The sequence below is a fragment of the Paraburkholderia flagellata genome (genome assembly GCF_021390645.1).
Lineage (GTDB): Bacteria > Pseudomonadota > Gammaproteobacteria > Burkholderiales > Burkholderiaceae > Paraburkholderia > Paraburkholderia flagellata.
Genome location: NZ_JAJEJT010000001.1, coordinates 505,560 through 527,627 on the forward strand (window position 1 = coordinate 505,560; position 22,068 = coordinate 527,627).

Below are 22,068 nucleotides of genomic sequence, written 5' to 3' on the forward strand. Positions count from 1 at the left end.
ATTCGCACATCGCCACGAAAGTGCAACGCGGGCTCATCGTTTGACTCGTTATGACGCTTCAGCTGCGTTGCTTCGTCACCCCTGCCAATCCCTACGATTACCGCTATCTGATGCCTTCTTTTTCCGCTTATTCGGTTTGCTCCACGGGCTCGCCCTGCGCCATGGTGCTCATCGGGCGCTCTGGGCGAAATCTTGCGCCCGCGTGCGACGGATGTTCCTGCAACAAGGTGAGCAGCGAGCGCACCATGCCGTCCATCGCGAAGCGCGCGTCAAACGTGCGCCGTGCCTGCGCGCGCATCGCGTCGCGTGCGCGTTCGTCAAGCGCGCGCCATGACGCGAAGTTCCGCTGCGTGCCGGCGACCGTGTCGGGTGCGACGAAACCCGCGCCATCCTCATCGATCTCGCGCCATACGCCCACCTTGTCGGAGACCAGCGCGGGCAGCCCACACGCCAGCGCCTCCGCCACGGCAACGCCGAAGTTCTCCTGATGCGATGGCAGCGCGAACACGTCGCTGGCGAAAAACGCGCCCCACTTGAGGTTGCCCTGCAGCATGCCAGGCCAGCTGATGCGGTGCGCGATGCCGTGTGACTGCGCTATCGCTTGCAGCGCGGGCTGCCAGTTGCTGCTGTCGGGGCCGCCCATCAACAGATGCGCATCCGGCGTTTGGCGCGCATGTTCGGCGAACGCGTGAACCAGCACGTCGCAACCCTTCTTCGGGTGCAGACGCCCGAGGAACAGCACGATGCGCTTGTTGCGCAGATGCGGCGACTGTTGCAGGAAGGCTTCGCGCAACGTGTCCGGGTCCTCGTTGGGTGGATTGGTCCCGAACGGCACGACGCGCTCGTTCGCGCGGTAAAGCCAGAACGATTCGCGCGCGAGCAGGCGTTCTTCGTCGGTCGTGAAGATCACGGCGGCGGCGTCGCGCAGCACGCGAAAATCGGCCCACGGCCAGTAAGCCCATTTCTTCAGATGCTTGGCCGGATAGGTCGCCTTGAACCACGGATCGAGCATGCCGTGCGTGTACACGTAATACGGCACCTGGGCGTGGCGCAGCGCGCGCCACGCGCCGAAGCCATGGTATTGCCAGAGTCCGTGCACGATCGCCGCGTCGAAGCGCCTCGCGTTCGCGCGCAGCCACGGCACGTAGCCGGGGTTGTATCCGTAGTGTCCGCGGCCCGGGCCCAAGGCGTGGAGCGGGAGCGGAAATTCGCGCACATAAGGCGCGTCGATCGGGTCGAGCGAGGCCACTTCGATCTGGTGACCGAGCGCCGTCATCGCGAGACCGCTCTGGCGCACGCCTTCAATCGGGCCGCCCGAACGGGGGTCGACCGTGGATACGAGGTGCAGGATTTTCATCGGGGCTCCGGGGTCGCATACGTGGTGAGCGGCACCGGCGCCGCCGCGGGCGCCGTGGGTCGGAAGGCAGGCTCGCGCCCGTAGGACGGGTGCAGGCGCTGGCGCTTGCGTTGCAGGTCAATGCGGTAATGAAGCTGCGAATACAGTGCGACGATGAGGCCGAGCGCGAGGCCGTACACGAGGCCCGAGAAGCGCGTGCCAAGCGGATTGCCGCCGATCGACGCGCCCGGCAGTGCGGCGAGCACGAGCAGCGCCATGCTGAGCGGCATGAGCATCGGGTGGCGCGGCGCAATGCGGCGCCATCGCCTGAATGCGCGTCCCGCGACGATGAGCGCGACGATCACCGCGAGCGGCATGCAGCCGCCGAACACGATACCTTCGGCGTAGAGCTGATACACCCAGAAGTTGTGGCCCGCCACCCAGTCGCTGGTGTTGAAGTAATCGTCCTTGCTGAACGTCTGGTTCACGTACTGGAAGTAAATGGGCGAGTAGCGATAGAGGTGGCCGTAACCCTTGCCGAACAGGACCGACTCCACCGATTCGGTGACCTGATCGTACTGGTCGCGCATTTCCGCAATACGCGTGACGGTGGTCGGATCGCGGTCGGACTCCGAGTTTTGCGCGGCCGTCACGCGCTGCGTCCAGTGTTCGGTGATGGACGGGAAGAGCCACGCTGTCCCCACGCCCAGTGCCACGACGAATGAAAGCGCGATACCCGTGCGGAAGAACGATTTGATCAGATGGCTGAACGACGGCGAGGCGAGCCACGCCGCGAACATGGCGAGCAGGACGGTCGCGATCAGCAGGCTACGCGTGACGCTCAACAATTCGACGACGAGCGTGGCAAGGAACACGACTACCATCGACATGTTGAAGCGCCGGGCGACGATGAACTGGTGCAGCAGCATGGCCTGCAGCGCGAGCATGGTCGGCGAGACGATGCGGAAACGGATGTCGGAGAGCGGTCCGCCTACGGCCAGCAAGCCGAAAAAGAACGTGAACACGAGACACAGCACGTTCGAGTAATAAAGCGCGCGCTGCATCTGCATGACGCGAATGGGGTGCCACGGGCGGCACATGGCCCAGTAGCCGAGCACGAACAGCAGGAAGGGCAGCATCACGCGCAGGTACTGGCCAACCGGGTTGTGCTGCAGCAATTGCGCAATGAGGCTGCCGACGAGGCTCGCCACGAGCGCGCCCGTGACGAACGAGCGCAACCGGCTCGGACGCGCGAAGCGCGGGCCGATCATCGCAAGAATGAGCGCGCCAGCCAGGGCCGGAATGACGGCCAGCCATTGCGCGCCGTGGCCGAACTGGGAGTCCGGGGCCTTATAGTCGAAAGCGAGAGGCACAAGGCACACCCAGAGCCACAGAGCAGCATGTTTGTTTCGCATCGGCGTTTCTCCCGGTGCGGTGCATAGGGTCGCATACGTAGCGCAAAATCCATGCGCGCCGCACGCGTTGGCTCGATTCAATATAAAACGCCGCAAGCGGCTTGCGCATGCGCGTGGCGGGAAGCGGCAGGGTTGTGGCGGCAGGAAAAAAATTCTGATTTGGCCTGTGGTTTCGCCCACACACCTGGCCGAGAACGGCGGGAACTTGGCGCACGCTGCACGGCGCCTGTGTTCATGATGGGGTCGGCAGGAGTAAGTTTTTCATCGTCTGCCTTGCGTAAGAATCCGGCATGGACGAAAGCGAGGAAAAGGTCATGAAGCTACTAGACGGAGTGAGACCGTCGACGAAAGGGCGTTCCGTCGAACTCGACTTCGTGCGTGGCATCGCGATCTTTGTCGTGATGGGCTACCACTTCCATACGGTGCGCACGGGCCATCCGTGGGTGAGTGTGATCGAGTACCCGCTGAAAAGCTTCGGCCACGAAGGCGTGAACCTGTTCTTCACACTAAGCGGTTTCCTCGTGGGCGGCCTGCTGCTGCGCCAGTACTCGCAAACGGGCCACATCGGCGCGCGCCGTTTTATCGTGCGGCGGCTCTTCAAGATCTGGCCTGCGTACTACGCGCTGATTTTCTTTCACCTGCTGGCGGGCCGCCATCGGCCCGATACGTTCCTCTGGCAGAACCTCACTCACATGCAGAATTATTTCGGCACCTCCATTGCGCAAACGTGGAGCCTCGCTGTCGAAGAGCACTTCTATCTGTTCCTGCCCGCACTGCTGATCCTGCTCGCACATTTCCGGTTGCGCGCGAATGCGCTGATCGCCGTGATGGCGGGCCTGTGCGCGATCGTCTTGAGCGCGCGTTGCATCGCGGTATCGCACGGCGATCTCGTCGGGGCGTTCAACTACACGCAGTACCGCATGGACAGCCTGCTGATCGGCGTGATACTCGCGACCATCTACTGGATGAAGCCCGAAGTCTGGCGCATGCTCGTCGCGAAGAAGCGCTGGCTGTTGGGCGCGGTGGGGCTGCTTTTCGCCTGGCTCATCTTCGCAACGCCCGATGTCGCGCTGGACGAGAGCGTTGGCTACACGATCCAGGCCATCGGCTTTTGCGCGCTCATCATGCTCGTGCTCGAACATTCGGGCAGATTGCGCACGACGTGGGCGTATCGCGGGCTTGCCTGGCTCGGGTTGTACTCGTACGGCATCTACCTTTGGCATTCGCTCGCGCTCGCGCCCGGCGACTATCTGATCCACAAGGCGAGCGCGCTCGGCGTGCCGCCGCTCGCCGCCTGGCCTGTCGTGATCGTCGCGCAGTTCTTCATCGCTGCGGTGCTGGGCTATCTCACCACGCGCGCCGTCGAGTTCCCGTTCCTGCGGCTGCGCGACGCGATGTTCCCCGACAAGCGCGGGGCCGTTGTTGCCGAGCGCCCCAACGCGAGCGCGGCGGACAACAAGATCGAAGGCGTTGCGTGAGCGGGTCGAACTGATTTGGTCTGCTGATTAGTTGTTGGCGTTTGCCTAAGCGTTTGCCCGTGCTCACGCCATCGCGGCTTGCAGCGTGTGCTTGAACTGTGCGAGCGTGTTGCTCGAAAGGATGTGCTCTCCCGCGGGCTGCGGGGCGTCCGAACCTTCGCGCCAGCGCTGCGCGAGGGCATCGAGCGCGTGCGCGATCGTGGCAGGCTCCAGGTCGTCGAGAAGCGGGCCGAGCGCGCCGTCGCGGCAATACCAGCCAATCAGGCCATCGGCGCTGGCCACCACGGGCTTGCCGAAGCGGTACGCCTGCACGAGCACGCCGCTCATGCCGTAGTGCTGCTTGTAGCCCAGCCACACGGCGTCGCAGGCGGAGAAGAGTTCGCGCTCCATCTCGTCGGAGATGAACTGGTTGAAGATCACCGGCGCGCTCGCGAGTCGCGGTGCGTGTTGGTCGATGAACGCGCGCGTTTCGTCATCCTGCTGGCCGGCGATGACGAGGCGCGGCGCGTCGGGCTTTTGCTCGAGTGCGAGCATCAGTTCGCGAATGCCCTTGCGTTCTCCTATCGCGCCGTACACGAGCAGATAGCGCGTATGCGCGTCGAGCTTCAGTTGCGCGCGCGCGAGCCGCGGATCCATGCCCTCGATTTCGGGAAAGGGGTCGGCCAGATAGCTGAGCGGCGCGGCGCGCTGGGGCTTCGTGGACGCGAACCAGTCGGGCAGCGTCGGGTCGATCGTGAAGAGTTCGCGCAACCCGCGCGAGCGCATGGCGCGGCGAAACAGCGCCGACTTGGCCACGTCGACGAAGCGCCGGCGCGGCGTGCGCAAGCCGATGCCCGCGTGATGAAACGTCATGCCCATCACGATGGCAATCCACGGTGTCTCGCCGAATGGCGAGTCGAATCCCGCGAGCGTGTAGAAGAAGTAGTCGGCATAGGGCGCCACGACGAGCCGCACGGGCGTCGTTTTGCTGATCTGCCGGAAGGCGCGCGCATAGAAGTTGCGAAAGCGCATGTACACGCTCGCGGCGAAATGCGGGCCGGGCGGAACAGTGTGCAGGTCGAGCAGCACGAGGCGCAGATCGGGCCGCGCCTCGCGCATGATGCGTTGCGCGAGCGGATGGTCCGCGTACTCCGTATCGGTGACGACGAGGCAGCGGTGCCGGGCTTCCACGCACGCCTGTGCGATCCACTCGACGTAGCGCCAGCGGTGGCCTGTGAAGTTCGGCTCGATGATGGCGATCCAGTCGCCGCTCGCCGATGCGCGCACGCCGGGTGGCTCGGACATCACGAGCGTGTCGGCCTCGGCGTCGGACAGTGCGGCGTCCGGGGTCTTGGGGTCGGCATTGCGATATCTGGCGATCGACACGTTTTCCATGCGGCAGGCCCGATGAGCATTATTACGAACAAAATAGCAGTGGTGCGCAATCGGTATGCGCCAGATTGCGGAGCAGGGTGGCCGAATATGCCTGGGGATATGCCGATTGATTGAGTGTTCATGAGAGGGCGTCCTGCGCGGTCTGGACGGGGCTCGCCACCCCACGGATGGCCGCCCCGTCCGAATCCGCCTGGTTGATGGCGCGTCGTGGCAACTGGGGCGCGGTAAGGTCCAGAACGGGTGACAAAAAGCGCGTTCTCAAACATGCGTGAAGGGAACTGGGAACAGGAGCCGAAGCTCCGACTCAGGGATCGAAAACAGGAGATGTATTTTGCGCGCCATGCGGCTGCCAGCAATACCGATCAAGGCCGGCTTCGGACCCGGCGCGGCGACCTGGGTGCTGTTGCAGCAGGTCGTCGTGCGCGGCCTCGTGGCCGTCAAGTTCCTCGTGATCGGGCGCATTCTCGGGCCGTCCGCAATCGGTCTTGCGAGCGTCGCGCTGCTCGCGGTTGCGATTGCCGAAGCGCTCTCCGACACCGGGCTCGCGCAAGCCGTGATCCAGGGCCAGTCGCCGCCAACGCGCGCGGAGGCCGGCGCCGTCTGGACCACGCTCGCCACGCGGGGCTTGCTCATCGGCGTGCTGCTCGTCGCGAGCGCGCCGCTCATGGACGCGCAGTTCCACCTCGGCGGCGCCATCGGGCTCGTGCAGCTTGCTGCGCTGCTGCCGCTCTTGCGCGGACTCGCTTCGCCCGCGTATTTCATCACGCAGCGCGAGCGCCACTTCCAGCATATTGCGGCGATCGAAGTCTCGTCTGCGTTTCTCGACTGCGGCTTCGGCATTGGGCTCGCGCTCGCAGGTGCGGGTCCGTACTCGCTGCTGCTCGGCATGATGATCGGCGAGGCCTTCAAGAGCGTCGTGACGTGGATCGCGCTCTCGCCGCGTCCGCCGATCCGGCTGCGCTGGTCGGGCATCGGCCATTACGTGGGTTTCAGCCGCTGGATCTGGGCGAGCAGCGTGATCATCCTCATCACCAACCAGTTCGACAAGGTGGTGGTGGGCAAACTGCTCGGGCCGACACAACTGGGCGCCTGGCAGATGTCCTCGAAGCTCGCGCAGATGCTGCTCGCCGACGCCGCGCTCGCCATGTCACAGTATCTGTTTCCCACGTTCGCCGCGCATCATCGCGGCGGCGCGCAATCGGCCGCGCGCCTGTTCCGGCTGTATCTGATGGTGGCCGTGGCGGGGCTGGCGTGCGTGGTGATCGTGCTGCGCTTCGCCGCCGAGCCGCTCTTCTCGCTCGTGCTCGGCGCGGCGTGGCTGTCGGCCGTGCCGCTCTTTCGCATCTTCGTCATCAACATGGCGATCAGCGCGTTGAATTCGGTGCTTGCCTCGTATCTGCGCGCCGTTGGCGACGCGCGTGCCGTCACCGTTGCGTCGCTGCTTCAGGTCGTGACGCTCATCGTTTCCGTGCCGCCTTCGTTGCATCTGTTTGGCGTGACGGGCGTGGCATGGTCGATGACCTTCGGGCTGGCCTCGTGCGCGGCCTGGATGCTGTATCGCGTCTCGCGGCAGAAATAAGCAGGGATTCAGCAGGGATTCAAGCGCGCAGCGCCGCTTCGACGATCTCGGCGAGCTGATGGCCTAGCGTAGGCGAGTTGAGCTGGCAATACACCGCATGCGCGGCGGCGGCGGCTGCGCGCATTTCGTCGGGCGGCATGGACCAGATGCGCCGCAGCGTGGCGGCAAGCGCTTCTGCTCCACCGTCGCGGCCGAAGAAAAAGCCGGTGCGGCCATCCTCGACGTAGCCCGGCTCCGGGCCCATGTGCAGCGGCAGCCGGTCGTGCACGATGGGCGGCAGGCTCAACGCAAACATGTGCACGACGCTCAAGCCCGCCGAGCCCGGATAGCAGCCCACGCGGCAGAGCCGGCTGATGGTCGCGATTGCGTCGTCGTCGAACACCGCGCCATACCAGACCACGTAGCTGCGATCGCTGTATTTGCGCTTCAGGCGCTCGCCATGTTCGCCGTCGCCAATCACGTGGAGCGTGATGTCGTTGCCTTCGCCATGGAGCTGGCCGACCACGTCGATGAGCGGTTCGATCTCCGAACCTTCGCGCAGCCTGCCAATGAAGAGGACGCCGCTCTCGGCGCCTGTCTTGGTGTCGGGCTCCACACCGCACGAGACCGTGAGCGCGTTGTTCGCGACGACGAGCTTCGCGGGCGGGCAGCCGATGCCGATGAGCGAGCGCCGCGAAGCTTCGGTGTAGCAGACGTAGCGCACGGCGAGCGCGACTGCGAGGCGGTAGCAGACCGTGCGCATGAATCCCGCGGACTCGTGCCGGTAGAGCCCCTGGCCGTGAATCAATACGGGCACGCGCATCACGCGCCCGGCGAGGAGCGCAAGCCACAGCGAGAGATAGCGCACGTCTGCAAAGATCAGGACGGCATCGGGATGTTCGAAAACGATACGGCTCAGCACGCGGCTTTGCATGCGGATACGCCGCGAGGGCAGGCCCGCGAAACTCGCGATATGCGTTTCGACGAATTCGTCGCAGGCGGGTTTCTCGCGCGAAAAGCCGTTGGCTTCCACGCCCTCGGAGCACGCGAATACCTTGACGGAGAAAAGACGGTTGAGCGACTCGATGACTTCGATGCGATAGCGCGCGATCAACGGCTGCACGTAGAAGACCACTGGGCGTTTGAGCCGCGCACCGGATTCGGTATCGCAAACCGTTGTGCCTGGAGAGATGATCTCGTGTTCCACTGGCTGGCTCCGACGTGTCGACGCAGTCATGTTTAGAGGATCTTTCCGGGGACGGGTTAGTCGGTCATATTTGCGTGGATCTCTTTTAGCAGTTGTAGATGAGTCTTATCAAAAGAGGAATCCGAAAATTGCTATTAAAGGAATTTCACAGAGGGTGCTGCGCTATGGGTCATGCGTAATCGATAAAAACGCGGAAAAAGTGCAATAAATGCGAAATTAATTAACGAAAGGCGTGGCGGTAAAAGGTGCGTAAATGGGCGAGCGGCGACAGCGCGCACAGCGTCCGCATGCATGCTCGTTCACAAACAGTTGGAATCAGTCGTTGAATAGATCGTTTCGGACAACTTGAATCCGGCCCGACCGGCAGAGCGCGAGCCTCGTGCTAACCTCGATTCGAGTCGAAACGACCACCGGAGTGCGGAGAATCCGATGACAACGCTCGCAACCGATGATCTCGCGTCTTCCACGGCCCCGAACGGCGCGAAGGCGCGCATGCGCGTCGCGGTGGTGATCGCGACCAAGGGGCGGCCAACAGCTACCGCATGGGTCGTGCGTCTGCTCGCGCGGCAAACGGTGCGTCCGGATCAGATCATCCTCTCGGGCAGCAGCGCAGACGACATTGGACCTTACGATGCCAACGGTTTGCGCGTAAACGAAATCATCGGCACGGCGGGTTCGAGCGTGCAGCGCAATCGCGCGCTCGATGCGCTCGCACCGGACATCGACGTCGTGATTTTCCTCGACGACGACTTCGCGCCCGAACGGCACTGGATCGAGCTGTGCGTGGAACTGTTCGAGAGCGACGCGAATCTCGTGGGTTTTTCGGGGCGCACGCTGCGCGACGGCGCGAATACGCAGCCAATCGCATGGGAAGAAGCCGTCGAGCTTGTGGACGGCGCGCAAGCCGAGGTGATGCGGCGTCCGCCGCTGCGGCCCTGCGTGGAACTGTACGGATGCAATATGGCGTGCCGCGCGCAGGCGATCGCCGATCTGCGCTTCGACGAGCGTCTTGTGCTGTACGGCTGGCTGGAAGATAAAGATTTCTCGCGGCGCCTTGCGCGCCGTGGCGGGGTCGTCTACTGCGACTATCTGCTGGGCGTCCACCTCGGGCTGCGAGGCGGGCGCGTGTCGGGGCGGCGCTTCGGTTATTCGCAGGTGGTCAACGCGATGTATCTGTGCAACAAGGGTGTCATGTCGCGCAAGGAAGCGACCAGCAACATCCTGCGCGCGCTCAGCATGAACTGCGTGAAGTCGGTGCGCCCGGAAGCGCATCTCGACCGGCGCGGCAGGCTAATCGGCAACGTGATCGGAATTGCCGATCTGTGCATCGGCGCGGTGCGGCCCGAGCGCGCCGCGCGACTCTGAATTCACGCGCGGTGCGGCATCAACTGACCGCGCCGCGCGCTCCAGACTCTACTGTGCTCAGTTACCCGAGCCGCGCGCAATGCGGCGCTGCTTGACCGCTTGCGCGAGCCCTTCGAGCACGCCCACGCTTTCGTCCCAGCCAATGCACGCATCGGTGATGCTCTGGCCGTAGGTCAGCTCGCAGCCTTCCTTGAGGTCCTGGCGGCCCGCCACGAGGTGCGACTCCACCATCACGCCGACGATGCGCTCGTCGCCCGACGCCACCTGGCGGCCGATATCGGCGCACACGGGAATCTGGTTCTCGTGCTTCTTCGAGCTGTTCGCGTGGCTCGCGTCGATCATGAGGCGCGCGGCGAGACCCGCCTTGCCGATGTCGCTGCATGCGGCGTTCACGCTTTCCGCGTCGTAGTTCGGCGTCTTGCCGCCACGCAGAATCACATGGCAGTCCTCATTGCCTGCGGTCGAGACGATAGCCGAGTGGCCGCCCTTCGTTACCGACAGGAAATGGTGCGGCTGCGAGGCGGCCTTGATCGCGTCCACGGCGATCTTGACGTTGCCGTCCGTGCCGTTCTTGAAGCCGACCGGGCACGACAGCCCCGAAGCCAGCTCGCGGTGCACCTGCGATTCCGTTGTGCGCGCACCGATCGCGCCCCACGAGATCAGATCGGCGATGTACTGCGGGCTGATCATGTCGAGGTATTCGGTGCCGGCGGGCAGGCCCAGTTCGTTGATCGAGACGAGCAGCTCGCGCGCGGTGCGCAGACCGTCGTTGATCTTGAAGCTGTTATCGAGGAACGGGTCGTTGATGAGGCCCTTCCAGCCCACCGTCGTGCGCGGCTTTTCGAAGTACACGCGCATCACGATCTCGAGCTCGTTCTTGAAGCGCTTGCGCTCTTCCACGAGCTTCTTCGCGTAATCGACTGCGGCCTTGGTGTCGTGAATCGAGCACGGCCCGACGATGACGATCAGGCGGTCGTCCATGCCGTGCAGGATGCGGTGCATGGCGCGGCGCGATTCGAAGATCAGCGTGGAGGCGGCTTCCGAGCACGGGAATTCGCGGATCAGGTGAGCGGGCGGCGTGAGTTCCTTGAGTTCGCGAATGCGGACATCGTCGGTGTTGTGCGGGGGCATGTCGTTTTCTCCTGATCCTGTGCGTAGCGTGCGTCGCGTGGACGGTGCTTCAAAAAATCGGTTAGATGAAGTTAAGGCTCTGGGTTAAGTCGCCACGGCTAAGGGCGAAAAAAAACCGCCAGGCTTGGCTGGCGGTTTCTCGTGTGTTCGGGGTCCTGCGCGTACTATCAACCCTCTCGATCCGCCAGCGGTCTGAGATACCAAAAGAAGTAAAAATAAAACTTCGTGGCGAACATGGCGGTCTGTGTCTGAACGTTCGTGACTTCGGTTCGTTACGTCGAAAGGGTGATTGCCTTTATAACCCGGGCTTCTCGTGGCTGGCAAGCGGGGCGCGGCAAAAAAGCGGACTATCTGCGTAAAAAACAGCGCATGTGCAGAAAATCCGCGCCGGGATGCGGAATTTCCGCATCCCGGCGCATGAACTGCGCGCCGACAAAGGTCTTACACCGTGCCGCCCACCGTCATGCGGTCGATACGCAGCGTCGGCTGGCCCACGCCCACCGGCACGCTCTGACCCTCCTTGCCGCACACGCCCACGCCCGAGTCCAGACGCATGTCGTTGCCAATCATGCTCACGTACTTGAGCGATTCCGGGCCGCTGCCAATGAGCGTCGCGCCCTTCACGGGGTAGGTGACCTTGCCGTTCTCGATCATGTAGGCCTCGGAGGCCGAGAACACGAACTTGCCGTTCGTGATATCCACCTGGCCGCCACCGAAGTTCACGGCATAGAGGCCATTCTTCACAGAGCTAATGATTTCCTGCGGATCCTTGTCGCCGTTGAGCATGTACGTGTTGGTCATGCGCGGCATGGGCAGCGCTGCGTACGACTCGCGGCGCGCGTTGCCCGTGACGGGCATCTTCATGAGGCGCGCGTTGAGCGAGTCCTGAATGTAGCCCTTGAGAATGCCGTCTTCGATCAGTGTCGTGCACTGCGTGGGGTTGCCTTCGTCGTCGATGTTCAACGACCCGCGGCGGTTCGGCAGCGTGCCGTCGTCCACCACCGTCACGCCTTTCGCGGCCACGCGCTCGCCAATACGTCCCGCGAACGCCGACGAGCCCTTGCGGTTGAAGTCGCCTTCGAGACCGTGGCCGATCGCTTCGTGCAGCAGCACGCCGGGCCAGCCCGGGCCGAGCACGACGGTCATCGCACCGGCGGGCGCCGGACGCGCTTCGAGGTTCACGAGCGCGGCGTGCACGGCGTCGTCCACATACTTCGACAGGATATCGTCGGTGAAATAGGCGTAGTCGTAGCGGCCACCGCCGCCGCCGTTGCCGATCTCGCGGCGTCCGTTCTGCTCGGCGATCACCGTGACCGAAACGCGCACGAGCGGACGGATATCGGCGGCGAGCGCGCCGTCGCTGCGCGCGACGAGCACCACGTCGTACTCGCCCGCGAGCGCGGCCATGACCTGGGTGATGCGCGGGTCGCGCCCGCGCGCCATTTCTTCGATGCGTTCGAGCAGCTTCACCTTTTCGGTGGCGTCGAGCGAGGAGAGCGGATCGGACGGCAGGTACAGATCGCGGCCCGCAATGCCGGTGAGCGACTTCGCCACCTGGATTTTCTGCTTGCCGCCGCCGGCCTTGGCGATCGAGCGCGTGGCGATGGCCGCCTGCCGGATCGCTTCGGGCGAGAGGTCGTCGGAGTAGGCGAAAGCGGTGCGCTCGCCGGACACGGCGCGCACGCCGACGCCCTGGTCGATGCTGAAGCTGCCCGACTTGACGATGCCTTCCTCGAGGCTCCATGCCTCGCTGCGCGTGGTCTGGAAGTAGAGGTCGGCGTAGTCGATGCGGTGTGTGAAGATCTCGCCGAGCGTGCGCGTGAGCACTGCCTCGTCGAGGCCGTAGGGCGTGAGGAGCAGGTCCTTCGCGGTCGCCAGATTGCGGATGCCGGGTTCGATGATGTTCATGCGCTCTTTGGGATCAATCGATGAGTCTGTCAATGGAGATTCGGGCGCGGTGCTGCGAAATCAAGCGCCCTGAAGGTGGAATTCGCGTGGAATTCGCGTGAAATGCGGTGGTGTTCATTCGCGGGGTGCCCGGGTGCCATGCGTCACGCGAGTCACGCGCAGTCGAGCACGCGGTGCCGCCACGCGGGCAGGCTCGCGCGCACGCTGGCGATGCGTTCGAGGTCGATGTCGCCGGCCACCACTCCCGCGCCTTCGTCGCGTACCGCGACGATCTCGCCCCAAGGGTCGATCAGCATGCTGTGGCCCCACGTGCGCCGCCCGTTCTCGTGCTTGCCGCCTTGCGCCGCGGCGAGCACGTAGCACTGGTTTTCGATCGCGCGGGCGCGCAGCAGGATTTCCCAGTGCGCCTGGCCGGTGGTGTAAGTGAACGCGGAAGGCACGACCATCAGTGCGCAGTCTCCCATGCGCCGGTACAGCTCGGGAAAGCGCAGATCGTAGCAGACCGAGAGGCCAACGCGGCCGAACGGCGCTTCGAACGTGCGCACCTCGGCGCCGGGCCGGATCGTGCGCGCTTCGTCGAATGATTCGGCGCCTTTTTCGAAGTTGAAGAGGTGGATCTTGTCGTAGCGCGCGCGCTCCTCGCCGCTCGGGTCGAACACGAGCGTGGTGTTGAGCACGCGCGTTTCTTCGGGTGCTTTCAGCGGCAAGGTGCCGGCGATCAACCACAGGCCATGGCGCTTCGCGGCATCGGCGAGAAAGCGCTGAATGGGTCCGTCGCCGTGCGGCTCGCGGATCGCGAGCTTGTCGCTGTCCTTGTGACCCATGAAGCAAAAATATTCGGGCAGCAACACGAGGCGCGCGCCCGCGGCGGCGGCCTCGGCGATCAGCTTGTCCGCTTCGGCGAGATTGCGCTCGCGATCGGGCGTGCTGACCATCTGCAGCGCGGCGACGCGAAACGGGTCGAGGGGGGAAGCGCTCATCGGCAGATCTCGAATGGGTTCGGGGTGCATGGCGCGCATGGTGCGTGCCCGCCGCGCGGCCCATCTGGTGCGCAATTCACTGCGCAATCTAGTGCACGGCGCCCGGCGTCTGCGCGTCCATCTTACCCTGATCGCCATGCAGCCGCTCGACGTGCGGTTTGGCCCACGGACCCGTGATCGCGAAGTCCACCGCGAACGCGTGCTCGAGCGTATGCGAGAGCACGACGTCGCCGATCAGCGCGCCGAGGCCGAAGAGCGGATTGATGATGGTCGCTGCGACCACGCCCGCGCCCGCGCTGACCGTCGGCACCACGTGTACGCGCAGGTCCTGGGTTTCGTGTGCGAGGTCCACGCTGCCAGTCATCGTCGCGCGCCCGGGAGCGGTGACGAGCTTGAAGTCGTTGGTGTTGCCAACGCCGTTCTGGATTTGCGCGGTCGCCGTCGCGCTCGTGAAGGGCAAGCCTTCGCCGATGATGTCGCGGAAGTCCGTCGTCAGGAAGCGCGCGAGGCTCTGCATGCTCAGCACGCCAAGCAGTCTCGCCACGCCAGGATCGACCTTGAGGATCTGGCCGTGATGGAGGTCGAGCGCGAGGTTGCCGTTGAGCGACGGGAAGTCGACGCGGGTGGGGCCGCCTTGCCACACGAGGTTGCCCGCGAGCGTGCCCGAGCCGTTCTTGAGCACGTGCGGCTTGCCGGCGCGTTCGAGCAGTGCGCCGGCGTCCTTGATGTCGAGATGGAAGTCGAGCGCGGTGCGGCGCGGCGTTTGCATGCCGGCGGCGGCCGAGTCGTCGCCGGCGGCAGTGTCGCCCACCGCGCGCCAGTTTTCCGTGGCGGTGAGGTGCGCGTCCGGGTTGCTGATGTCGAGCTGGTCGAGCTGCCAGACGGGCACGCCGTTGTCGTCGAAGTTGTGCGCGTTCACCTGCAAACGGCCGAGATCGCGGTCGCGCACGATGAGCTGGTTCACGACGAGGTCGATCGACGGCATGTTCTGCACCGGCTGCGACATCGCCTGGCCGAGCAGGTCGTTTTCGGTGGCGGCGGGTACGGTGAGTCGGGCGAGCCGCGCTTCGAGCGTGCCGGGCGCGCCCGGCACGGCGCCCGGTTTCCACGCGACGTGGCCCGAGACCTGGTTGGAGGCGACGTTCGCCTGCCATTCGTTGCCGCGATCGCCAGTGCGCGACGCGCCGAGCACGACGTTCTCCCAGTGGCGCTTGAGCAGTGTGAGCGTGCCGACGTGGACGGCGAAGCGCGAAGGCAGGAACTGGCCGACCGCGCCGTTGGGGGCGAGAGGGGACGAGGCGGCGGTGGGTGCCGACGCCGCTGTCGTGGCAGCCGATGCCGGGCTTTGCGGTGCGGCAGCGTTGACCGCCGCCGATTCGGAAGCTGCTGCCGGGGCCGCATTTTGAGCTTGCCTTTCGGCCGCCCTTTCTGCCGCCGTTCGCGGTGGCGGAACCGGCGCGGCCGCCGTGGGCGCAGGCGTCGAGCCCTGGGTTTGCGCCGCTGCCGTTCCGCGCATCTGCTGCACCACGGCGCGCCAGGCGTCGGCGTCGAAGGTGGGCAGATCGACGGCGGCGGTCACGCCTTCCGAAGGCAGATCCGCCGGCCGGTTCATACCGATCGCACCGCGCACCACTTCGGGCACGTGACCCGGATGGCGGCGCATTACGTAACGCGCGGCAAGCGGTCCGAGCGTCAGCTCTGCATGTTCGAAGGCGGCGTCGTCGGCCTTGCGATCGGCGCCGCTGGCGGATTCGGCGGGCGTGCCCATGCCCGGCTGCAATTCGAAGTTCAGCGGCATCGGCGTGCCCGCCGCCTTGCCGAACGGCGCTGGCAGGTCAAGCGCGAGGCCGGTGAGATCGGCGTTGGCCTTCACGTCGGGCAGGCGGCCGCGCTGGCCGGCCACCGAAAGCGAGTAGGGCGCCGCGCCCGAAAGGCGCCCGATTGCCGCCGCCGCCATGCCGTGCAGGTTCAGGCCGCGCGCCGCATCGACCGCGACGTCGCCCGCCACGTTCACCGCATAGTGCCCGTCGTCGCGCATTCCTCCGCTTGCGCGCAGGTCGCCGCCGAGGAAGCGGGCCGTGAGCCGGTCGACATTGGCGGTGTGGCTCGTGAAGCGCACCTGGCCGGTGAGGTTCGAGACCGGCGGCACGTTCTTCGCCGTGAGCGTGTTGTTCTCGAAGCCGATGGCGCCCGCGACCAGTACCTTCGGCATCGGATGGCGCGGGATCGTAAGCTTGAGTGCGAGCGTGGACTGCCCCTGCGCCTGCACCTTCGCGGTGGCGTGCTTCGACATGTAGCCGATCGAGCTGTTGTCCGCGTAGTCGAGCAGATCCGCGAGCGGACCGCGCCCGCTGCCCTCGATCACGATATCGGAGCCCTTGATGCCCAGCTCCTCGATGCGCCCGCTCACGTTGCGCAGCACGAAGTTGCGATAGTGGCCGCGATCAACGTCGAAGCGCAGCTTGTTCTCATGCAGCTTGAAGATGCCGTCGATGCCGTCGAATGCCGGCCAGACGTTCGGCGCGCCGTTGCGCATCTTGCGCGGCGGGAACGGCGACGGGTCGAAGCGCCCGCCCGTGAACGGCGCGACGATGCGGAACTGGCCTGCGTCGGGGTCGCGCGAGTAGGGGAATTTGGTGAGGTCGCCGTGGATCTCGATCGTCGCGCCCTTCGATATGCCCGCCTGCAGGCCGTGGCCGAGATAGTTGCGCGTTTTCTCGGTGAGGGCGGTGGGCAGGTAACGCGGGATGGCCTTGACCTTGGCCTCGTCGAAGTGCGCGACGAGGTCGAGCGAGCCGCGCCCCTTGCCGGGGTTCGTGTAGTGCGCGGTCATCTTCGCGCGCGCGTCGGCGTTCTCCACGCCCAGGTTCGCGACATCGACGGTGAACGCCTTCATCCGGTTGCCGGGCTCGCGCTCGGCGGCCACGGTCCATTTGGCCGCGCCATAGAGCCGGTCGAACGTGAGGCGCGGATTGTCGAACACGCCGGGCAGCGTGATGGCCACGCTGGCCGCGTCGAGATTGATGGTGCCGTGCGACTCGTCGGCGTCGATGTGCCCCCAGAGGTTCTCGACGCCCGGCAGGCCCGCGCGCGGGTGGCCGCGCGGCGTGAGACCCGGCCCCGGCTCCTGCGCGTTCACGCTGATGCCCTGCAGGTCGCCCTTGAAGCGATAGTGCGTGACCGGTTCGACGTTCGTGGAGCGCTGCTCGGCGGCCGCTTCGCCCGACTCGGGCTTCGCGCGCTCGAGGGAGAGGTCGTAGTTCGCCACCATCCCGCGTGGGTCGAAGCGCACGAGCGCGCCCTGTACGCGCCCGGGCAGCGGAAGCGCGCGCATGAACTCGGCGAGGATGCCCAGATCGATGCGGTCGCCGTGCACGCTCATCAACTGGCCGTGCTGGAGCGTTTGCTGGCGAAAGCGCGCGTCGAGCGTGGTGAGCGCGAGCGAGCGCATGAGCGGCGTGCCGTCGTCGAGCGGCGGCTGGCCGAGTTCGGCGTGGAAGTCGCGCAGCGTGAGCGTGTAGTCGTCGGGCTGAATGCCCACGCTCCAGTGGAAGCTCGCAATCGGCAGATCGAGCAGCGGCTGCGTGGGCCGCGTGCGCAGCGAAACGTTCGTGCCTTCGAGCGCGCCGCTCGCCTCGTGAATGCGCCCGTTCGAGAAGTGCGCCCAGATCGAGTTGTCGATGCGCCCGGCGTAGGTGGCGATCGGGATGTTGATGTAACGCGCGAGCGTGGGCAGATCGACGGGGCCGGTCGAGAGGTAAGTGTCCCCCGTCCAGCTGATCGGCTTGCCGGCCTGCGCGTAGTGCGCGTGCGTGAAGTGCGCGCGGAAGTCGAGCGCGCCGTGCAGCACGGCGCCCTCGGCCGGCGCCTGAAGCGCGATGCGGTGGTCGTAGCCGTCGTTGAGAATCGCGAGGCGAATGTGCGAGAGCGCGAGGTCGGGCACGTGTCGCGTGGCGTCGTGCCAGCGCAGCGTGCCGCCGCGCAGCACGATGGCCTCCTGGCGCATGAGCCAGGTCGTGAAAGTGGCGTTGCCCGTGTGCGCGGTGGGCACCGGCACGCCCGCCACGGTGAGCGTGCCGTCGTCCTCGCGCGCGATGTGCACATCGGGCTGCTCGACCACGATGCTCGAGAGCAGCGGTTCGAGCAGCACGACCGAGCGCCACGACACGGAAGCCGTGGCGTGCGGCACGTCGAGCGCGATGTTGCCGTGGCGGTCGCGAATCGTCAGATCGCTGATGTCGATGCCGGGCTGGAAGCCCGACCAATGCGGCGCGAGCTTGCCGATGCGGAATTCGGCGTGAATCTTCGAGGAGACGAGTTGCTCAATGCGCGGACGGAAGTTGTCCACGTATGGCAGCACGACGTAGCGCAGCCCGAGCAGCAGGACCGAGACGATGAAATACAGGACGAGCGCGATGATGGCCAGCACGCGCAGCGTGTGGCGCAGGACCGGGTGATGATGGTGCGGACCCCCTGGCTCGGTAGCCTGGCTGGCATGTCCAGATTGGGGTAGGCCGGCGTGATCGTTTCGCTCGGACATGCTGCGGCTGGTGCGGTATGGTAGCGTTGCGTTCTAACGACGAAATGTATCACAGAGGGGCGTCAAAACGCCCATCCGGGGAAGCCGGGATGGCCGTGCGGCGCGTGACACGCATGATCTTTTGCACTGCAGCAGCGGCGATGCCGGAGGCATCGGCCAGGCGAGACACGAGAGCCGGCGGGCGGTGCGTGCCGTGCATACGTAAGGCGGGGCGAGCCCTCGCGGTCGAACCATCGATATCGGCATCGTCGCATCGACACCGTCATCAACCCAGGCGCGCGCAACGAAACCACAGCGGACAGCGAGCCTTCCCGGCAAGCAGCATTTCATGACCGACATCCCTCTTCTGAGTTCCAGCTATTCCCGTTATGCAGCACGTGCTTGCGCCGCGCGTCCCGAACTGGCGGCACAGATCGAGGCGCTGGCCGCCGCGCCGCTCTCGCGCGAGCGCATCGTCGCGCGGCTCGACGCATTGAGCGGGCAACTGCTCGCCGCAGCAAACGCTGCACCCGGCGCGCCGCTCAACGACGAGCAGTTGAAGAAGGTCCTGCGCCAGTTGCGCGTCGAAGTGATCTGCGCCGTGATGGAGCGCGATCTCGGCGGCGTGGCCGATGTCGGCGAAGTGACCGGCAGCATGACCGATCTCGCCGAAGTCACGATCCAGCGCGCGCTCGCCTGCGTGAGCGCCGATCTCGAGACGCTCTTCGGCGAGCCGCGCGGCCCGAACGGCGAGCGCCTCACGCTCGGCGTGGTGGGCATGGGCAAGCTGGGCGGCCGCGAGCTGAACGTTTCGTCTGACATCGACCTGATCTTCGTGTACGAAGACGACGGCGAGACCACGGGCGGCCAGCGCTCGCCCATCGCCACGCAGGACTTCTTCACGCGCGTGGGCAAGCGCCTGATCGCCGCGTTGAGCGACGTGACCGCCGATGGCTTCGTGTTTCGCGTCGACATGCGCCTGCGCCCGAACGGCGACTCCGGGCCGCTCGTGTGCAGCCTCGGCATGCTTGAAGAGTACTTCTATGTGCAGGGTCGCGAGTGGGAGCGCTACGCGTGGATCAAGGGGCGGCTCGTTTCCGAGGACGAGAGCGACAGCGCGCTGCGTCTCGCGCGCCAGCTCGATTCGCTCGTGAAGCCCTTTGTCTACCGGCGCTATCTGGACTTCGGCGTGATCAGCGCGATCCGCTCGCTGCACGTGCAGATCCGCCAGGAAGCGCAGCGGCGCGCCATGATGCGCCCCGACAAGGCCGACGACATCAAGCTCGGGCGTGGCGGGATTCGCGAGATCGAATTCAGCGCCCAGGTGTTCCAGTTGATTCGCGGCGGCCAGGACGCGGGCTTTCGCGTGCGCCCGACGCTCGCGGTGCTCGGCTACGCCGCGGCGCGCGGACTGATTGCGTCCGACGTGTGCCACGACCTCACGCGCGCCTACCATTTCCTGCGTGAACTGGAGCATCGCCTGCAGTACCGCGACGACGCACAGACACACGCCATGCCTGTCGATCCCGACGAACGCGCGGCGCTTGCGAAGTCGATGGGCTTTGCCGACTACGCGGCGCTGATGACGACGCTCGACGGCCTCCGCGAAAAGGTCGAGCGCCAGTTCGTGCAGATCTTCTCCGACAAGGTGGGCGGCGAGACGGGCTGCGCCCCCTCCGAAGACGGTGCGGCCGCGTGGGTCTGGAGCAGCGCACTCGCGGAAGAGGGCGCCGACGGCGATTTGCTCGAACGTCTCACGCAGCTGGGCATCGACGAGCCCACGCCGCTGCTCGCGCGCCTGCGAGGCCTCTGGCAGTCGTCGCGCTACGCGGGCTTGCCCGAGAAGAGCCGCGAACGCTTTGACAGCGTCGCGCAGCGCGCGCTCGAGGCCGCACGGACCATCGAGCCGCGCGAGCGCCGCGGCGACACGCTCGTGCGCATGTTCGACCTGCTCGAAGCCGTGATCCGGCGCGGCGCGTATCTCGCGCTGCTCTGCGAATATCCGGACGCGCTGAACCGCGTGCTCAAGGTGCTGGGCGGCTCGCGCTGGGCGGCGGGCTACCTGATCCGCCATCCGCAACTGCTCGACGAACTGCTCGACGACGAGGCGATGGCCACGCCCTTCGACTGGCCCGAGTTCTCGCGCCTGCTGCGCGCGCGCCTGGCCGCCGCCGCCGACGTCGAGCAACAGATGGACCTGCTGCGCCACGCGCACCAGGCCGAGGTGTTCCGCATCCTTCTCAACGACCTGGCGGGACGGCTCTCGGTGGAGCACGTGAGCGACCGGCTCTCCGAGCTTGCCGACGCCGTGCTCGACGTGACCATCGAGATCGTGTGGAAGCAGTTCGCGAAGCGCCATCGGGAGGTACCGCGCTTCGCGGCGATCGCCTACGGGAAGCTTGGCGGCAAGGAGCTGGGCTACGCGTCGGACCTCGACATCATCTTTCTGTACGAAGACGAGGACGAGCGCGCCTCGGAAATCTACGCGAGCTTCGCGCGCCGCCTCATCACGTGGCTCACCACGGCCACGGGCGCGGGCACGCTGTTCGACATCGACCTGCGCTTGCGTCCGAACGGTGAGTCGGGGCTGCTCGTCACCGACCTCGATGCGTTCCGCCGCTACCAGTTGCGCGAAGGCGACGCCGCGAACACGGCGTGGGTCTGGGAGCACCAGGCGCTCACGCGCGCGCGCTTCTCGGCCGGGGATGCCGCGATCGGCAGCGCCTTCGAGGCGATCCGCGTGCAGGTGCTGACCACGCCGCGCGACGCCGGGCCGCTCGCGAAGGAAATCGTGGAGATGCGCCAGCGCGTGGAAGACGGCCACCCGAACCGCACCGAACTCTTCGACCTGAAGCATGACCGCGGCGGCATGGTGGACATCGAGTTTCTCGTGCAGTACTGGGTGCTGCTGCACGCGGCGCAGGACCCCGAGCTGATCCGCAACACGGGCAATATCGCGCTGCTGCGCGAGGTGTCGCGCTTCGGGCTCATGAGCGAGGAGGAGGCCGAGACGATAGGCTCGGCGTACCGGCTTTATCGCAAGCTGCAGCACCAGTTGCGGCTGGACGGCATGGAGAAGGCGCGGGTGGATGCTGCGCGCGTGGAGCGCGAGCGCGAGGCGGTGCTGGCGTTGTGGAAGCGGGTGTTTGGGGAGCGTGGGGAGGCTTAGGGCCTCAGCAGACGCCTTGCCAGAACGTCCTTCAAGTCTCTGCGAGTGTCGACGATCAAGTGGATATAGATCATCGGATCGTCGATCTCGTAGATGATGCGGTTCATGCCGCTCACTATCTGCCGATAGTTCGCAAAGCCCAGATCCGCGAGTTCACGAGGGATGTGTCCGTTATGGGGAAATGCCTCGAGTTGTTCGACATCGCCGCGAATCTTCGCGGACGTTTCGCGCCAGGCCTTTGGGCCGAATTTGGCGATCACATAGCGTCGGATGTCCTGCAGGTCGGTCCGCGCCGACTGGAGGAAGACGGCCTTCATGCAATACCGTCGTCCTTGTCCATCTGCTCAAGTTCCGCGAAAACATCATTTGCGGGAACGAAGCGACCGGCTTCGATCTCCTTGCGGCCCAAGGTCAGAATTTTCAGAAGTGCTAACGTCTGCTGCATGTCCTCGTAGGATTGCACGTCCTGCACGATGACCTTGGCTTCACCGTTTTGGGTAATCAGCATCGGCTCGCCACTTTCCGTGATCTCGCGGACGATCTCGGCGGCGTGGCTCTTCAGGTAGCTAATCGGCTTAACCTGGCTTGGCTTCATTTCCGTTCCTGAGTGCGAACTGTTGATCGGTCT

The 22,068-nt window shown here is 65.6% G+C and carries 14 protein-coding genes; 4 read left to right on the forward strand and 10 right to left on the reverse strand.

Annotation, left to right across the window (positions count from 1 at the left end):
* Positions 1–127 precede the first annotated feature (127 nt).
* Positions 128–1,357, reverse strand: coding sequence for a glycosyltransferase (locus L0U83_RS02280; protein ID WP_233880085.1), 1,230 nt, complete (start codon positions 1,355–1,357; stop codon positions 128–130).
* Complete coding sequence (locus L0U83_RS02285) at positions 1,354–2,751, reverse strand: O-antigen ligase family protein (RefSeq protein ID WP_233880087.1); 1,398 nt, start codon at positions 2,749–2,751, stop codon at positions 1,354–1,356. Before L0U83_RS02285 ends, L0U83_RS02280 begins: the two co-directional genes overlap by 4 nt.
* Positions 2,752–3,065: 314 nt before the next feature.
* Here L0U83_RS02285 and L0U83_RS02290 point away from each other — a divergent pair, with 314 nt between their 5' ends.
* Positions 3,066–4,229, forward strand: coding sequence for an acyltransferase family protein (locus L0U83_RS02290; protein WP_233880089.1), 1,164 nt, complete (start codon positions 3,066–3,068; stop codon positions 4,227–4,229).
* Between the two features lie 63 nt (positions 4,230–4,292).
* On the opposite strand, the gene L0U83_RS02295 is transcribed toward L0U83_RS02290, so the two are convergent.
* A complete protein-coding gene (locus L0U83_RS02295) occupies positions 4,293–5,603 on the reverse strand; it encodes a glycosyltransferase (protein WP_373320956.1) in 1,311 nt (436 codons plus the stop codon).
* Positions 5,604–5,934: 331 nt separating this feature from the next.
* On the opposite strand from L0U83_RS02295, the gene L0U83_RS02300 reads away from it, so the two are divergent.
* Positions 5,935–7,182 carry an oligosaccharide flippase family protein gene (locus L0U83_RS02300; protein WP_233880093.1) on the forward strand — a complete coding sequence of 416 codons (1,248 nt, stop codon included), beginning with the start codon at positions 5,935–5,937 and terminating at the stop codon, positions 7,180–7,182.
* Between the two features lie 19 nt (positions 7,183–7,201).
* Here the strand turns inward: L0U83_RS02300 and L0U83_RS02305 are convergent, their stop codons facing one another.
* Positions 7,202–8,368 carry a glycosyltransferase gene (locus L0U83_RS02305; protein ID WP_233880095.1) on the reverse strand — a complete coding sequence of 389 codons (1,167 nt, stop codon included), beginning with the start codon at positions 8,366–8,368 and terminating at the stop codon, positions 7,202–7,204.
* 429 nt (positions 8,369–8,797) lie between these two features.
* Between L0U83_RS02305 and L0U83_RS02310 the strand changes: the two genes are divergently transcribed.
* Positions 8,798–9,733 carry a glycosyltransferase family 2 protein gene (locus L0U83_RS02310; protein WP_233880097.1) on the forward strand — a complete coding sequence of 312 codons (936 nt, stop codon included), beginning with the start codon at positions 8,798–8,800 and terminating at the stop codon, positions 9,731–9,733.
* 57 nt (positions 9,734–9,790) lie between these two features.
* Here L0U83_RS02310 and aroG read toward each other — a convergent pair whose 3' ends face one another.
* The 4 genes from aroG to L0U83_RS02330 form a co-directional block, all read right to left on the reverse strand.
* A complete protein-coding gene (gene aroG / locus L0U83_RS02315; RefSeq protein WP_233880099.1) occupies positions 9,791–10,864 on the reverse strand; it encodes a 3-deoxy-7-phosphoheptulonate synthase AroG in 1,074 nt (357 codons plus the stop codon).
* 441 nt (positions 10,865–11,305) lie between these two features.
* Positions 11,306–12,772 carry a metalloprotease TldD gene (gene tldD, locus L0U83_RS02320; RefSeq protein WP_233880107.1) on the reverse strand — a complete coding sequence of 489 codons (1,467 nt, stop codon included), beginning with the start codon at positions 12,770–12,772 and terminating at the stop codon, positions 11,306–11,308.
* A 152-nt stretch (positions 12,773–12,924) separates the two neighbouring features.
* The gene (locus L0U83_RS02325) at positions 12,925–13,752 is read right to left on the reverse strand and encodes a carbon-nitrogen hydrolase family protein (protein ID WP_373320957.1); all 828 of its coding nucleotides are present in this window, start codon (positions 13,750–13,752) and stop codon (positions 12,925–12,927) included.
* 88 nt (positions 13,753–13,840) lie between these two features.
* Entirely contained in the window at positions 13,841–18,292 is a 4,452-nt protein-coding gene (locus L0U83_RS02330) for a YhdP family phospholipid transporter (protein WP_233880109.1), read from the reverse strand.
* Between the two features lie 328 nt (positions 18,293–18,620).
* Between L0U83_RS02330 and glnE the strand changes: the two genes are divergently transcribed.
* Positions 18,621–21,440 (forward strand): bifunctional [glutamate--ammonia ligase]-adenylyl-L-tyrosine phosphorylase/[glutamate--ammonia-ligase] adenylyltransferase, encoded by a 2,820-nt coding sequence (glnE, locus tag L0U83_RS02335; RefSeq protein ID WP_233880111.1) that lies wholly within the window; start codon positions 18,621–18,623, stop codon positions 21,438–21,440.
* On the opposite strand, the gene L0U83_RS02340 is transcribed toward glnE, so the two are convergent.
* Positions 21,437–21,757: a type II toxin-antitoxin system RelE/ParE family toxin gene (locus L0U83_RS02340; RefSeq protein ID WP_233880113.1), complete on the reverse strand. Its 321-nt coding sequence runs from the start codon at positions 21,755–21,757 to the stop codon at positions 21,437–21,439. The genes glnE and L0U83_RS02340 overlap by 4 nt on opposite strands.
* Positions 21,754–22,035 carry a type II toxin-antitoxin system Phd/YefM family antitoxin gene (locus L0U83_RS02345; RefSeq protein ID WP_233880115.1) on the reverse strand — a complete coding sequence of 94 codons (282 nt, stop codon included), beginning with the start codon at positions 22,033–22,035 and terminating at the stop codon, positions 21,754–21,756. The genes L0U83_RS02340 and L0U83_RS02345 overlap by 4 nt, the downstream gene beginning before the upstream one ends.
* Positions 22,036–22,068 lie beyond the last annotated feature (33 nt).

Coding starts and splice junctions, on each gene's coding strand:
- tldD (WP_233880107.1), bottom strand. CDS start 12,772: ATGAACATCATCGAACCCGGCATCCGCAATCTGGCGACCGCGAAGGAC.
- L0U83_RS02325 (WP_373320957.1), bottom strand. CDS start 13,752: ATGAGCGCTTCCCCCCTCGACCCGTTTCGCGTCGCCGCGCTGCAGATG.
- glnE (WP_233880111.1), top strand. CDS start 18,621: ATGACCGACATCCCTCTTCTGAGTTCCAGCTATTCCCGTTATGCAGCA.
- aroG (WP_233880099.1), bottom strand. CDS start 10,864: ATGCCCCCGCACAACACCGACGATGTCCGCATTCGCGAACTCAAGGAA.
- L0U83_RS02295 (WP_373320956.1), bottom strand. CDS start 5,603: ATGGAAAACGTGTCGATCGCCAGATATCGCAATGCCGACCCCAAGACC.
- L0U83_RS02330 (WP_233880109.1), bottom strand. CDS start 18,292: ATGTCCGAGCGAAACGATCACGCCGGCCTACCCCAATCTGGACATGCC.
- L0U83_RS02310 (WP_233880097.1), top strand. CDS start 8,798: ATGACAACGCTCGCAACCGATGATCTCGCGTCTTCCACGGCCCCGAAC.
- L0U83_RS02345 (WP_233880115.1), bottom strand. CDS start 22,035: ATGAAGCCAAGCCAGGTTAAGCCGATTAGCTACCTGAAGAGCCACGCC.
- L0U83_RS02290 (WP_233880089.1), top strand. CDS start 3,066: ATGAAGCTACTAGACGGAGTGAGACCGTCGACGAAAGGGCGTTCCGTC.
- L0U83_RS02280 (WP_233880085.1), bottom strand. CDS start 1,357: ATGAAAATCCTGCACCTCGTATCCACGGTCGACCCCCGTTCGGGCGGC.
- L0U83_RS02285 (WP_233880087.1), bottom strand. CDS start 2,751: ATGCGAAACAAACATGCTGCTCTGTGGCTCTGGGTGTGCCTTGTGCCT.
- L0U83_RS02340 (WP_233880113.1), bottom strand. CDS start 21,757: ATGAAGGCCGTCTTCCTCCAGTCGGCGCGGACCGACCTGCAGGACATC.